The sequence below is a fragment of the Thalassovita sp. genome, from assembly GCF_963691685.1.
GTDB lineage: Bacteria > Pseudomonadota > Alphaproteobacteria > Rhodobacterales > Rhodobacteraceae > Thalassobius.
This window is the reverse complement of sequence record NZ_OY829290.1, coordinates 1,690,960-1,703,740: the sequence shown is the minus strand read 5'-3', so window position 1 is coordinate 1,703,740 and position 12,781 is coordinate 1,690,960. Positions and strand designations below refer to the sequence as shown.

The following is a 12,781-nucleotide window of genomic DNA, read 5'->3' as shown; positions in this document are numbered from 1 at the left end:
CTCCTGCTCAATTCCTGCGCGGTTTTTTCCGCGCCTTTTGCGGCTTGCCCCAAACATAGGGATGAATGTGGCAGTTTCAGGGCCTTACCCCTGAAAAACGCGTGATCAGACGTGGTTTTTAGCGGATTGGTGGCGCATCCCACCTATTCTTCGAACATATCGCCCTGATCTTCGTCCTCGATGACCTCTTCTTCGTCTTCATTGGTCACCCCCGGCATGTTGCCTGGACGCGGACGGTTGTCCAATAGACCCGCTGCGCGCAGCTCTTTCAGGCCGGGCAGATCGCGGGCGTTTTCCAAACCGAAGTGATCAAGGAATTCCTGCGTCACCACAAAGGTCACCGGGCGCCCCGGGGTCATCCGACGGCGGCCAAAGCGGATCCATTCCAGTTCCAGCAGCTGATCCACCGTCCCGCGGCTGACCGAAACGCCCCGGATCTCTTCGATCTCAGCGCGGGTGACAGGCTGGTGATAGGCAACAATTGCCAATGTCTCGATCGCGGCACGGCTGAGCTTGCGGGTCTCAACCGTTTCTTTCTGCATGAGAAACCCAAGATCCGGTGCCGTACGGATCGCCCATGCTTCCCCCACGCGGGCCACCTGAACCCCACGCCCCTCATAGCGGCGCTGCAGGTTCACAAGCGCTTGGCTGACCACAGATCCATGCGGCAGACGGGCCTCCAGCTCTTTGACCGAAACCGGTTCAGCCGATGCAAAAAGGATCGCCTCGACCATACGTTCCTGTTCGGCCATAGGGGGCGCTTCGAACAGGCTTTCCTCCTGCGGGGGCAGGCCCAGGGCCTCCTGCATCTGCTCGTCACTCATCCTGCACCTCCTGCGGCCCGCTGTTTTCCACGGGTTTGATCTTGTCCTGAGCCGCCTCCCTGCGGCGCAGCTGGATCGGCTCAAAGGTCCCGCCCTGACGCAGCTCAACCTTGCCTTCTTTGGCAAGTTGCAGCGTCGCGGCAAAGGTTGCGGCGGTGGCCGAGCGTTTGCGCATCGCATCACCGTCCCAGCCGATGGGGAAATAGCTGCTCAATTCCGTCCAGGTGCCGCTGAAGCCGATCATGCTGCGCATTCGTTCCAGCGCCTGCTCCATCGTGAAGACCGAGTCGCGATCCATCACAAAGGGACGGAACTCATCCTGGGTGCGGATCCGGGCATAGGCCTGCATCAAATCCATCAGGGTGGCGGTGTAGGTCACCCGCCGCACCCGGGTCATATTTTCAGGCACGCCCCGTACAAAGAAATCGCGCCCTTTCTGATCGCGCGCCATCAATTTGGCCGCGCTGTCCCGCATCGCCGCCAGACGTTCCAGCTGAAAGGCCAGATGCGCCGCCAGTTCTTCGCCCGAAGGTCCCTCTTCACTTGGATCCGGCGGCAGCAGCAACCGCGATTTCAGGAAGGCGAGCCAGGCCGCCATCACCAGATAATCCGCTGCCAGCTCGATGCGCAGTTCTTTGGCTTTCTCAACAAACTCAAGGTATTGTTCGGCCAAATGCAGGATTGAGATCTTGCGCAGATCCACCTTTTGCGTGCGCCCGAGTGTCAGCAGCAGGTCCAGCGGCCCCTCAAACCCATCCACATCCACAATTAGAGCTTCTGCGGCCAATCTCTCGGCCACACTCTGGGTGCGGGTGGGTTCTAGATCAAATTCCTGATCGGCCATAACTACGCTCTGTTCAACAGCGCGTCATGTTTGGCCTTGAGGGCTTCAATGTCAATTGTTTCAGGTGTTTCGCGCGCGGCAATGGCCCGGTCTGCCCGTCGCTGCGCCTCAGACGTCATCTGGCCCGAGGCCTCTGCCACCCGGATCTTATCCGCCAAGGGCGCATTGCAATACAGCACCGCGTCACAGCCCGCCGCGATCGCCTGCTGCGCAATCTGCCCCCGATCACCTGAGAGTGCTTGCATTGAGATGTCATCGGTCATGATCAACCCGTCAAAGCCGATCTCCTGCCGGATCTGCTGCATGATCACGGGTGACAGCGTCGCAGGGCGATCATCAAGCGCGTCATAAAGCAGATGCGCCGTCATCCCCATCGGCAGGTCGTTCAGCGCTTTGAAAGGGGCGAAATCCTGATCCAGCGCGGCCCGTGGCACGCTGACCCGCGGCAATTCCTTGTGGCTGTCACTCACCGCGCGGCCGTGACCGGGCAGGTGTTTCACAACAGGCACCACACCGCCTGCCAGCAGCCCATCGGCCACCGCGCGGCCAATCGCGGCCACCTGATCGGGCTGCATGCCGTAACAGCGGTTTTGCAGGAAAGGATGGGTTTCAGGCGCGGCCACATCGACCAGCGGCGCGCAATTGCTATCAATGCCGTAGCTGCGCAGCTCATGCGCGATGATCTGATAGCGCAGGTTCATCGCCTCAGCGGCATGGTCGCCCGCCTGCGCCACTTCTTCCAGCGGCGGCAGGAACTGGCTTGCCATCGGTGGCACCAGCCGCTGCACACGTCCGCCTTCCTGATCGATGGTGATCAGCGCGTTACGCCCAACGGCCTCGCGCAGATCGCCGCACAGACGGCGCAGTTGATCGCCGTCCACAACGTGGCGGGCAAATAGGATAAAGGCAAAGGGATCGGCATCGCGGAAAAATGCCTTTTCCTCAGCACTCAGAACCGGGCCAACCGGATCCAGGACCGTTGCACCGAAGCGGCTCACTTGTGGGTCACCGGAATGCAATCAGTGCCTTCTGCGTCCAAGGCGTTACAGAAGCGGCGGGCATCATCAAGGCTGGCAAACCCGTGCACACGCAGGCGGTAAAAGGTGCTGCCAGCGCTTTTGGCTTTCTGCACAACCCGCTGTTTATCCAGCATGAAATCACCAAACCGCGCGGCGATCTTATCCCATTCCTTACGCGCCACCTCAGGGCTGTCATAGGCCCCCAACTGCGCCAGACGAGTGCCCGCTGCCAGGGTATCTGGGCTGACCTCCACCGTGCCCATGCTGACCGCATCGGGTCTCAGCGAAGCACTGCGCTGCAGGTTGGCAGGCCGCGCCTTGGGCCGCAGCGAACGCCCCATGCCACCCTCAATCGGTTTGATCGCACGTGCCACTTCGACCTCAGCCGGTGCTGTGGCAGGCTCTGCCTCAACCTCCTGGGTGAGCGATGCCTGCTGGATCAGCGCCGTCTGATCGGCCTCCGCAATTTCCTGCGCCTCACGCATCACCTGCCCGACCAGGGCTTCGATGCGGGCGCTCTGCCCGTCCGCCTCACTGGTGGCCGCGGGCGTGACAGCTCGGCCCACCGCCAGCAGTGGATCGGATTTGTCCAGGTCCAGCGGCGGTGGCGCCAAAATCACACGGTCCGCCGCACGCTGTGCGCCGCCATCTGCAGCCACCTCATTCACGGCAAGGCCTTGATTCTCCGCCCGGGATCCACCGGGATCTACGGGCGCGATCCGCATCGGGCCTTCGGCTGCCTGCACCACAGGCACACCGCTGACATCCCGCACCACCAGCTGATAGCCCCAGACACCAACACCGATCAGCAAACCCAGCGACACTGCCGCACCGGTGAAATGCAGCACGGTGGCCACGCCAGCCTTCAGCGACGTGGGCGTTTCCTCATAGCCAGCCTCTGCTTCATAGCCTGCCGGATCGTCATATCCGACGGCATGCCCCTGTATCTGAGCATCATAAGCGGTTGTGTTATATGCCTGCTGCGCGGGCGCAGCCATGCGCCCGGTGTCCTGCATCTCTGCCATCTTCGCCTCTTTCCGCGCCGACGGGTGGATCCCGTCGGAAAACTGCTTCACGGACCGGCGCGGGATGGATGCTTTAGCGCATCTCTTCGGCCGGTTTCACGCCTAGAATACCAAGACCGGCGGAAATAACAACGGCCACGGCACGGGCAAGGGCGATTTTCGCCTGTGACGTCGCCGCATCCCCTTCCTGCAGGAAGCGCAGTGACATGTCATCGTTGCCACGGTTCCACAGAGAATGGAATTCGCTTGCCAGTTCATAGAGATAGAAGGCCACGCGGTGCGGTTCGTTGTTGCGGCCGGCAATCTCAACCAGACGTGGCCATTCGGCCAGTTTCTTGGCCACCGCCATCTCCGCATCATGGCTCAGCGCGTTCAGATCCGCAGCCGCCAGCGTGGCATCATCATGGGCGATACCGGCCTCGGTTGCTTTGCGCAGAACCGAGCAGACACGGGCATGGGCGTATTGCACATAGAACACCGGGTTGTCCTTGGACTGTTCCAGCACCTTGTCAAAATCAAAGTCCAGCGGCGCGTCGTTCTTGCGGGTCAGCATGTGGAAACGGGTCACATCCGCGCCCACCTGCTCCACCACGTCGCGCAGGGTCACAAAGGTGCCGGCGCGCTTGGACATTTTGAACGGCTCACCGTTTTTATACAGCTTCACCAGCTGGATCAGCTTGATCTCCAGCGGCACCTTGTTTTCGCTCAGCGCGGCCACCGCAGCCTTCATCCGTTTGACATAGCCACCGTGATCGGCGCCAAAGACGTCAATCAACATGTCAAAGCCACGCTCCACCTTGGTGAAGTGGTAAGCGATATCGGGGGCAAAATAGGTCCAGGCGCCGTCGGATTTCTTCACGGGACGGTCGACGTCATCACCGTATTCAGTCGATTTGAACAGGGTCTGCTCACGTTCTTCCCAATCCTCAGGCAGTTTGCCCTTTGGCGGCTCCAGCACGCCTTCGTAGATCAGGCCCAGGTTTTCCAAACGCTCCAGCGCAGCCTCAATCTGGCCTGTGCCGTAGAGGGATTTTTCCGAGTAGAACTCATCCATCACCACACCCAGCGCCGCCAGGTCGCCGCGGATCATCTCCATCATCGCATCGGTCGAGAAGCTGCGCAGATCCGTCAGCCATTCTGCTTCGGGCTTGTCCAGCAGGCTGTCGCCGTATTTCTCTTTCAGCGCTTCGCCAACCGGGATCAGGTAATCACCGGGATACAGCCCTTCGGCAATCTCCGGCTCCAGCCCATTGGCTTCGCGGTAACGCTCATAGGCCGAACGCGCCAGTACATCGACCTGCGCGCCGCCATCGTTGATGTAATATTCGCGGGTCACTTCATAGCCGACGTAATCCAGGAGCGAGGCCAGCGCATCGCCAAAGACCGCGCCACGGGTATGGCCCACATGCATCGGACCGGTCGGGTTGGCCGAGACATATTCCACATTGACCTTCTTGCCCTGCCCCATGGAGGAGCGACCATAGGCCGTGCCATCACTCAGCGCGGTTTTCACAATCCCCTGCCACAGGCTGGCATCAAGGCGCATGTTGAGGAAACCGGGACCGGCCACTTCAGCAGTGGTGATGCGGGCATCTTCAGCCAGTTTAGCCGCCAGTTTGTCGGCGATATCGCGCGGTTTCATCTTGGCGGGTTTGGCCAGCACCATCGCGGCATTGGTTGCCATGTCACCGTGCAGCGGATCGCGCGGCGGCTCAACCGCCACATTGGCAAAGTTCAGCCCCTCGGGCAGATCGCCGGCAGCAACCATTTGCTCCAGCAGTTCCAGTACCAGCGCACGCAGCTCGGCAAAAAGGTTCATCGCACCAAATCCTCTATCTCTTGACGCGGGTTTACCACGCAAACCTCAAAGGTCAACGCATAGCCGGGCTGCACAGGCAGATTGAGTATTTACGGATCATTGAAAGGCGCTTTCATCGTTTCCCAAATACTCTGGGGGAATGCCGCAGGCATGGGGGCAACGCCCCCCTTAACGAGTACCCTTAGGGTCCAGCCAAATCACCTGCCAGTCTGCCGTGAGCGGCAGGCCCTTGTCACCGCTGGGCAGGCGCGGATTGCCTTTGGGATCGATGGCCATGACCATCAGCGCCTCTGGCGCATCAGCCTGCCAGTCCTCAGGCCCATATTCTTCGCTCAATCGGGTGCAGCGCATGTCATGACCTGCGCGCATATTGGCCTCCAGCTCATCAAAATTATGGCCGGCAACAAAAGCGCGGCCACCAAGGCTGCTGGGCAGCGCGTTGCGGGCCAGATCGCCTTTGTGACGGGCAAGTTGAAAGATGTTGTCACGGCCAAACTCCGGCCCAAGATCGGTGGTGACCAGCGTGTTGTAGGCGTCATTATCACTGAGGGCGATGATGCGGCCGTATTGCGCCAGTTCCAAGTTGTGTTCTGCCGCTTCAGACAGGACATCGCCGTAAAACGTGTTGACCCCGGCCTGCCGGGCGGCGCGCAGCCGGGTGCGGTTGGGATCTGCGATCAGCACCGGCACCTCGGCCTTGCCCAGCGCCTGCCCCAGCGCCAGCGAAAACCGCGATCCGCCGACCAGCAGCACACCGGGCACGGCAGCGCCGGCCAACCCAAGCGCGCGGGCAAAAGGTGTGAGCGTGAAACCATGCAGCACCACGGTGACCGCAACCAGAACAAAGGCCAGCGGCGCAACCAGCGCCCCATCGGCCACGCCCAGTGCCGCCAGACGTTCGCCAAACAGCCCCGCCACCGCCACCAGCACCACACCGCGCGGCCCGGTGAAGGCGATGAGCACCCTCTCACGCCAGGGCAAATCGGTTCCCAGCAGAGAGATCAGCACGGTTGCCGGACGCGCCAGCAGGATGACCGAGGCCACAAAAAGTGCCGCGCGCCAGTTAAGCTGCCCAAGGGTTGAGAAATCCAGGGAGGCCGCCAAGAGGATAAATACGCCGGACACCAGCAGAACCGTGGCGTGTTCCTTGAACCGGCGCAGCTCAGTATAAGACGGCAGTTCCGCATTGGCGATCACCACCCCCATGATGGTCACAGCCAGCAGGCCGCTTTCATGCAAAACCGTGTCTGAGGCGGCGAAAATCGCAATCAAAACAACAAAGAGCACCGGCACCTTCATGTATTCCGGCACCCAGCCCTGTTTGAAGGCCCGGGCGATGCCATAGCCGCCCAGCGCGCCAAGGATGGTGGCGACCACCACCCCCAGGGCCAGGACCTGTGCGGCATGGCTGACGGTTTCGGTGGTGTTCAGCACCACCACCAGTTCAAACGCCAGCACCGCCGCAAGGGCGCCGATGGGATCGTTGACGATCGCCTCCCATTGCAAGAGGGCGGCCGGGCGACGGCCCAGTTTGGCCTGCCGCAAGAGGGGCGCAATCACCGTGGGGCCGGTCACGATCATGATCCCGCCAAAAACGGCCGAGGCCTGCCAGCCAAGCCCAGCACCGTAGTGCAACGCCATGGCGGAGGTCAGCCAGCCCAGCGGCGCACCAACAAAGACCAGACGCTTCACCCCGGTTGCGGCATCACTCAGCTGGTGGAAGTTGAGCGTCAACCCACCCTCAAACAAGATGATGGCCACCGCAACCGAGACCATAGGTGCCACAAGCGGACCGATGTCCCGCGCCGGATCCAACACCCCGAGGACAGGCCCCGCAATGACCCCAGCCAGCAACATCAAGACAATGCCCGGCAACTGCAGCCGCCAGGCCAGCCATTGCGCCCCAACCCCTAAGGCCCCTACCAGAGCGATGGCATTGATCGGGCTAAGTCCGGCGACATCTGGGCTGGCCATTTATGGTCCTCCTGAAGGGGCTCTTAATGAAATTGCAGTCTTAAAATCAGTCGTGATGTTGGATCGGGGTGGCGCGTCGCCCGGCTGGGATGGCGCGTCGGCCGGTCAGATGTTCCACCTCCTGCAGCGCAAAGCGATCCGTCATGCCAGAGATATAGTCCGACACGATGCGCGCCAAACCTTCTTCGCTGGTGACCTCGGCAACATCTTTGCGCCATTGCTTCGGCAGCAGCTCGGGCCGAGCCATGAAGATCGGGAACAGCTCTTTGACTGCTTCGGTCACATAGGTGCGGATCTCCACCACCTCCGGGGCGCGGTACATGCGGGTGAACAGAAACTTGCGGATCTGTTTCAGGTCGGACCACAGGCCGGGCGAAAACTGCACCATCATCTTGCCGGCGGCGCGCACATCGGCCACCGATTGCGGATCGACCTCTGCCAGATTGGCCCGGGTCACCGCGATCACGTCCTCTACCAAGACGCCAAAGAACCGGCGCAGCGCCTCATGGCGGCGGCGATAGTAGTTGAGGCCGGGGTATTTCTTATCCACCTCAGCAAAGCAGTCCTGCAACACCGGCATCTGGGCCAGTTCATCGGTTGAAAACAACTCCGCCCGCAACCCGTCGTGCAGATCGTGGTTGTTATAGGCGATGTCATCTGACAGGGCAGCCACCTGCGCCTCGGTGCTGGCGTGGGTGGTCAGTTCCAGATCATGGTGATCGTTATAGGCCGCCAAGGCCCAAGGCACCTGCCCCAGAACCGGGCCATTGTGTTTGGCGATGCCTTCCAGCGTTTCCCAGGTCAGGTTCAGCCCGTCCCATTCCGCGTAGTGACGCTCCAGATTGGTCACGATACGAATGGCCTGCGCGTTGTGATCATAGCCGCCATAAGGCGACATCAACTCCGCCAGCGCATCCTCACCGGTGTGGCCAAAGGGCGTATGGCCCAGATCATGCGCCAGCGCCACGGCCTCAGCCAGTTCCTGATTGAGGCCCAGCGTGCCCGAAATCGTCCGCGCCACCTGTGCCACCTCAATGGAATGGGTCAGCCGGGTGCGGAAATAATCCCCTTCATGTTCGATAAAGACCTGTGTCTTATGCTTCAGTCGGCGAAAGCTACTGGCATGGATGATCCGATCCCGATCACGTTGAAAACAAGAGCGAAACGCGCTCTCTTCTTCGGGGTGCAACCGCCCGCGGCTGTCTTCGGGACGGGATGCGTAAATGGCGCTCATTGCAATTGGCCCTTACCTGTTCAATTTGCCTCATACGGGCCTCTTTTGGGCCCTCAATTCCCGGATCTTTGGCGGCAAATTCCCTCACCGGGCACTCTTGTCGCCGATCCTTTCCCCACATATATTCGATAAACAGCTTTTGCGAAACCTTCAGGAGCCTTGGAATGCAACTGCCCCCCACCGTCACAGAACGTGCCTTCGCCCGCCTTGCCGAAATCGGCGCGAGCGATCAGGGTCAGGCTTTGCGTGTGGCTGTCGAAGGTGGCGGCTGTTCCGGCTTTCAGTATGAAATCACGCTGGATGAGCCGAAGGATGAGGATCTGATCCTCGAAGGCTCGGGCGATGGCGCCGGCGAAAAGGTGATCGTTGACGCGATTTCCCTGCCCTTCCTGACCGGGGCCACCATCGATTTCACCGAAGAGCTGATCGGCGCGCGTTTCGTGATCGAAAACCCCAATGCCACATCCTCCTGTGGCTGCGGCACCTCCTTCTCCATGTAACCCGCAGGCGGTCCCTTGATGGATACGTTTCTGACCGGAATGGGCGATGCGATTGCGCAGGCGGTGGTGCTGGGGCTGACGCTGAGCTTTCTGGCGGCAATTTCGGTTGGCGTGGTGGTGCGCCATGCCATGCTGCGCCGCTTCACCATCGGGTTCTGGTGCGCCGTTGTGGTGCTCCTTGCCCTGGCAGGATTGCTGACGCTGGCCCTGATCAATCCGTGACCTAAGTCTGAGGCTATTCTCACTTAATGGGAGTATTAGCCATGACGACCAATCGTTACAGCCTGCCTTTTCGCCTGATCCACTGGATCATGGCGGCAATTATTTTGATGATGCTCATTGCCGGTCAGGGGTTCCGGGGGGATATCCCCGATGAACAGCGCATCTTTTCCCTGACCGGGCATTCCTCGCTTGGGGCCATTATCCTCTGCCTGCTGGCGTTGCGCCTTCTGCTGCGGTTGACCGGCCTGTCCGGCCGCCCGCAGCAGGACATCGCCGCCTGGCAAGGCTTTGCCTCCCGCGTGGTTCAGGCGGGCATCTATCTGATGATGATCTATCTGCCGGCGACCGGGATCCTTGCGGCGCGGGTACATTCCCTGCCGGTGCAACCCTTTGGATTGGCGTCTATTTCCACCCCTGATCCGGCCCGCTATGAGATGATCCGACCTTTGCATGAATACGGCACCAAGGTGCTGATGGTGCTGTTGATCCTGCATATTGGCGCAGGCCTGATGCACCGCTTCCTGCTGAAGGATCGGGTGATGGCAACGATGAGCCTGTTTCGCCAATCGCGCTGATCCCGCTTGCACCCGGCGCCCTGCCTCAGGCATAGACATGGGGCAACAACAGGGGCCGGATCATGAAAATCGCCACGTTCAACATCAATGGGATCAAAGCGCGGGTCAACGCGCTGAGCGACTGGCTGGATGAGGCGCAGCCCGATGTGGCCCTGCTGCAGGAAATCAAATCCGTTGATGAAGCCTTCCCGAACGAGCTGTTTGAGGAAAAGGGTTATAACGTGGTGACCCACGGCCAGAAAAGTTTCAACGGGGTGGCGATCCTGTCGAAGCTGCCGCTGGAGGATGTGACCCGTGGCCTGCCTGTGCTGCAAGACGGCGACGCCGAAGATGAACAGGCCCGCTGGATCGAGGCAACCGTGGTGGGCAAACAGGCGGTGCGTCTGTGCAACCTCTACCTGCCGAACGGCAATCCTGTTGAACTGGGCGACGATGGCCTGCCCGTGCCGGGCGGCAAATTTGCCTATAAGCTGCGCTGGATGGAACGGCTGCAGGCCCGCGCCGAGGCGCTGCTGGCAGAGGAAATGCCCTTCCTCATGGCAGGCGATTACAACATCATCCCGCAAGCCGAAGATGCCCGCCGCCCTGAGGCCTGGGAAGGCGACGCTGCGCACCGGCCCGAAAGCCTGGCAATGTGGCGCAAACTACTGAACCTTGGCTTCACCGAAGCCTTCCGCAGCCGCACATTTGGTGCCGGCCACTATAGTTTCTGGGATTATCAGGCCGGTGCCTGGAACCGTGATGATGGCATCCGCATCGACCATTTCCTGCTAAGCCCGGAATGCGCAGACCTGCTGCGCGACTGTCAGATCGACAAAGAGGTGCGCGGCCGTGAGAAGCCTTCAGACCACGTGCCGGTCTGGGTCGAGCTGGATCTGTGATCGCTGCTGCGCGCACTGCAGCTTCAAAAAATTGAGTATTTAGGGAACATTGAAAGGCGCTTTCATCGTTTCCCAAATACTCACATTCCATCCGATCTCAATCGGATCAACCGCCTGCTGTCGGCCTTGCGGTTTCATCATGCGCATAAAGCCAATCGAACTGATGCAGCATTTTGCCCGGCGCAAAACGTCCGGCCAGGCGCAGCGCGGTATGGGCGGCAAACCGCAGCGGCGGCGCGCTCAGGTGATATTTCCAGGCATTTCCCGTCGCGGCATTGATCACCTTGGTGGCCCGCGCCTTGCGGCGATGCTGATAGGCTGCCAGCCCGCTGGGCGCATCATCAGACAGCGCCAGTTCATCAGCCAAGGCCCATGCATCCTCCAACGCCATGGATGCGCCCTGGGCCAGAAACGGCAGCGTTGGGTGCGCCGCATCGCCCAAAAGGGCGCAATGGCCACCCTGCCAGACCTCAGCAACCGGATGACGGAACAGACCCCAGAGCCGCACATCCTCCACCGCGCCAAGCAACGCCTGCGCTTCCGCGCCGAAACCCGCAAAGGCGCGGCGCAGGTTTGAGGGCTCATCCTTGTGGAACCAGCCCTCCTCGGTCCAGTCCGCACGTTCTTGGACCGCAACAAGATTGATCGACTTGCCGTCGCGCAGCGGGTAGCTGACCAGATGCCGCCCCGGTGCCATATGCACCCAGGCCTCTGGCCCGCGCGCCATCGTGTTGGGCACGACAGCGCGCCAGGCAACCTGTCCGGTGAAAAACGCCTTATCCGCCCCGTTCAGCATCGGGCGCAGCACGGAATGCAAACCGTCGGCCCCGATCACCAGATCGGCCTCCAGATGGCTGCCATTGGCCAGATGCAGTGAGGCAGGAGTTTGTGAGGTTGCGGGGGTGACCCGATCCACCTTCTGCAACAGCCGGATTTTCACCCCGGCCTCCCGCGCGCCTTCTGCGAGGATGTCGATTAAATCAGCGCGATGCACAAAATAGTAGCTCTGATCGGACAATTGCGTCAGGTCGAGACGCAGCACTTCGCCCTTGCGATAGTCCCTGAGAGAGACCGCCTGCCCCTGCACCGCCCCCCGTTGCAGCGCCTGATCCAATCCCAGCGCCTTGAGAACAGCGAATCCATTGGGGCTGATCTGCAGGCCGGCGCCCACTTCGCGGATGGCTTCGGCCTGTTCCAGCAGCGTCACAGAGGCGCCACGCAGCGCCAGCGCGCGGGCCACGGCCAGCCCGCCAATACCGCCACCGATCACCACGGTTTTCATGCCCAGAAGGCTCATGTCTTTCACCTTAAATAGGAAACGCCGAGGACCTGCCCCGGCGTTAACGTCGTTGCTTGACAAATCGCGCCAAAATCTGCGCGATTTCGCGGCGATCAGTCGTCGCGATGCACCTTTTCACGGCGCTCGTGACGCTCTTGCGCCTCAAGGCTCATGGTGGCGATCGGACGGGCGTCCAGCCGTTTCAGGCTGATCGGCTCACCGGTCACATCGCAGTAGCCATATTCGCCCTCATCGATGCGGCGCAGGGCCGAGTCGATCTTGGCAACCAGCTTGCGCTGACGGTCCCGGGTGCGCAGTTCCAGCGCCCGGTCCGTCTCTTCGCTGGCCCGGTCCGCAACATCAGGAATGTTGCGGGTTCCGTCCTGCAGACCCTCGATCGTGTCGCGGGTGTCTGCTAGCAGATCTGCTTTCCAATTCAACAGCTTGCGTCTGAAATACTCAAGCTGCTTGTCGTTCATAAATGGTTCGTCCTCGGCCGGACGATAATCATCGGAAATAAAGGTTTCCGCCTTCATCTCAATTCCCTCATCAAGGCCAACTTGTGCCAACACGTGATCCTTTGAC

13 protein-coding genes are annotated in these 12,781 nt (G+C 60.9%); 4 read left to right on the top strand and 9 right to left on the bottom strand.

The features are described from left to right. Positions 1-143: 143 nt before the first annotated feature. The 7 genes from scpB to ACORLH_RS08240 all read right to left on the bottom strand — a co-directional run bounded on the left by scpB (position 144) and on the right by ACORLH_RS08240 (position 8,739). The gene (scpB, locus tag ACORLH_RS08270; protein ID WP_321832207.1) at positions 144-824 is read right to left on the bottom strand and encodes an SMC-Scp complex subunit ScpB; all 681 of its coding nucleotides are present in this window, start codon (positions 822-824) and stop codon (positions 144-146) included. Then, entirely contained in the window at positions 817-1,668 is an 852-nt protein-coding gene (locus tag ACORLH_RS08265; RefSeq protein ID WP_321832206.1) for a ScpA family protein, read from the bottom strand. The genes scpB and ACORLH_RS08265 overlap by 8 nt, the downstream gene beginning before the upstream one ends. A gap of 2 nt (positions 1,669-1,670) precedes the next feature. Continuing rightward, positions 1,671-2,666, bottom strand: a complete 996-nt coding sequence (gene nagZ, locus ACORLH_RS08260; protein WP_321832205.1) for a beta-N-acetylhexosaminidase — start codon at positions 2,664-2,666, stop codon at positions 1,671-1,673. Beyond that, positions 2,663-3,712 (bottom strand): SPOR domain-containing protein, encoded by a 1,050-nt coding sequence (locus ACORLH_RS08255; RefSeq protein ID WP_321832204.1) that lies wholly within the window; start codon positions 3,710-3,712, stop codon positions 2,663-2,665. The genes nagZ and ACORLH_RS08255 overlap by 4 nt, the downstream gene beginning before the upstream one ends. Before the next feature lie 73 nt (positions 3,713-3,785). Continuing rightward, complete coding sequence (gene argS, locus ACORLH_RS08250; RefSeq protein WP_321832203.1) at positions 3,786-5,531, bottom strand: arginine--tRNA ligase; 1,746 nt, start codon at positions 5,529-5,531, stop codon at positions 3,786-3,788. A 168-nt stretch (positions 5,532-5,699) separates the two neighbouring features. Next, positions 5,700-7,505 carry a sodium:proton antiporter gene (locus ACORLH_RS08245; RefSeq protein ID WP_321832202.1) on the bottom strand — a complete coding sequence of 602 codons (1,806 nt, stop codon included), beginning with the start codon at positions 7,503-7,505 and terminating at the stop codon, positions 5,700-5,702. Positions 7,506-7,551: 46 nt separating this feature from the next. Continuing rightward, positions 7,552-8,739, bottom strand: coding sequence for a deoxyguanosinetriphosphate triphosphohydrolase (locus tag ACORLH_RS08240; protein WP_321832201.1), 1,188 nt, complete (start codon positions 8,737-8,739; stop codon positions 7,552-7,554). Between the two features lie 164 nt (positions 8,740-8,903). Here ACORLH_RS08240 and ACORLH_RS08235 point away from each other — a divergent pair, with 164 nt between their 5' ends. The 4 genes from ACORLH_RS08235 to xth all read left to right on the top strand — a co-directional run bounded on the left by ACORLH_RS08235 (position 8,904) and on the right by xth (position 10,917). Beyond that, positions 8,904-9,239, top strand: coding sequence for an iron-sulfur cluster assembly accessory protein (locus ACORLH_RS08235; protein WP_321832200.1), 336 nt, complete (start codon positions 8,904-8,906; stop codon positions 9,237-9,239). An 18-nt stretch (positions 9,240-9,257) separates the two neighbouring features. Continuing rightward, positions 9,258-9,461, top strand: coding sequence for a hypothetical protein (locus tag ACORLH_RS08230; protein WP_321832199.1), 204 nt, complete (start codon positions 9,258-9,260; stop codon positions 9,459-9,461). A gap of 41 nt (positions 9,462-9,502) precedes the next feature. Then, on the top strand, positions 9,503-10,036 hold the full coding sequence (locus tag ACORLH_RS08225) for a cytochrome b (RefSeq protein ID WP_321832198.1): 534 nt from the start codon (positions 9,503-9,505) through the stop codon (positions 10,034-10,036). Positions 10,037-10,098: 62 nt separating this feature from the next. After that, positions 10,099-10,917, top strand: coding sequence for an exodeoxyribonuclease III (gene xth / locus ACORLH_RS08220; protein WP_321832197.1), 819 nt, complete (start codon positions 10,099-10,101; stop codon positions 10,915-10,917). A 106-nt stretch (positions 10,918-11,023) separates the two neighbouring features. On the opposite strand, the gene ACORLH_RS08215 is transcribed toward xth, so the two are convergent. Continuing rightward, the gene (locus tag ACORLH_RS08215; protein ID WP_321832195.1) at positions 11,024-12,214 is read right to left on the bottom strand and encodes an FAD-dependent monooxygenase; all 1,191 of its coding nucleotides are present in this window, start codon (positions 12,212-12,214) and stop codon (positions 11,024-11,026) included. 95 nt (positions 12,215-12,309) lie between these two features. Further along, positions 12,310-12,732, bottom strand: coding sequence for an RNA polymerase-binding protein DksA (gene dksA / locus ACORLH_RS08210; protein WP_058244334.1), 423 nt, complete (start codon positions 12,730-12,732; stop codon positions 12,310-12,312). Positions 12,733-12,781: the final 49 nt, after the last annotated feature.

Excerpts from the sequence above, each read along its gene's own strand:
- scpB (WP_321832207.1), bottom strand. The coding sequence starts at position 824 with ATGAGTGACGAGCAGATGCAGGAGGCCCTGGGCCTGCCCCCGCAGGAG.
- ACORLH_RS08265 (WP_321832206.1), bottom strand. The coding sequence starts at position 1,668 with ATGGCCGATCAGGAATTTGATCTAGAACCCACCCGCACCCAGAGTGTG.
- ACORLH_RS08255 (WP_321832204.1), bottom strand. The coding sequence starts at position 3,712 with ATGGCAGAGATGCAGGACACCGGGCGCATGGCTGCGCCCGCGCAGCAG.
- argS (WP_321832203.1), bottom strand. The coding sequence starts at position 5,531 with ATGAACCTTTTTGCCGAGCTGCGTGCGCTGGTACTGGAACTGCTGGAG.
- ACORLH_RS08245 (WP_321832202.1), bottom strand. The coding sequence starts at position 7,505 with ATGGCCAGCCCAGATGTCGCCGGACTTAGCCCGATCAATGCCATCGCT.
- ACORLH_RS08240 (WP_321832201.1), bottom strand. The coding sequence starts at position 8,739 with ATGAGCGCCATTTACGCATCCCGTCCCGAAGACAGCCGCGGGCGGTTG.
- ACORLH_RS08235 (WP_321832200.1), top strand. The coding sequence starts at position 8,904 with ATGCAACTGCCCCCCACCGTCACAGAACGTGCCTTCGCCCGCCTTGCC.
- ACORLH_RS08230 (WP_321832199.1), top strand. The coding sequence starts at position 9,258 with ATGGATACGTTTCTGACCGGAATGGGCGATGCGATTGCGCAGGCGGTG.
- ACORLH_RS08225 (WP_321832198.1), top strand. The coding sequence starts at position 9,503 with ATGACGACCAATCGTTACAGCCTGCCTTTTCGCCTGATCCACTGGATC.
- xth (WP_321832197.1), top strand. The coding sequence starts at position 10,099 with ATGAAAATCGCCACGTTCAACATCAATGGGATCAAAGCGCGGGTCAAC.
- ACORLH_RS08215 (WP_321832195.1), bottom strand. The coding sequence starts at position 12,214 with ATGAGCCTTCTGGGCATGAAAACCGTGGTGATCGGTGGCGGTATTGGC.
- dksA (WP_058244334.1), bottom strand. The coding sequence starts at position 12,732 with ATGAAGGCGGAAACCTTTATTTCCGATGATTATCGTCCGGCCGAGGAC.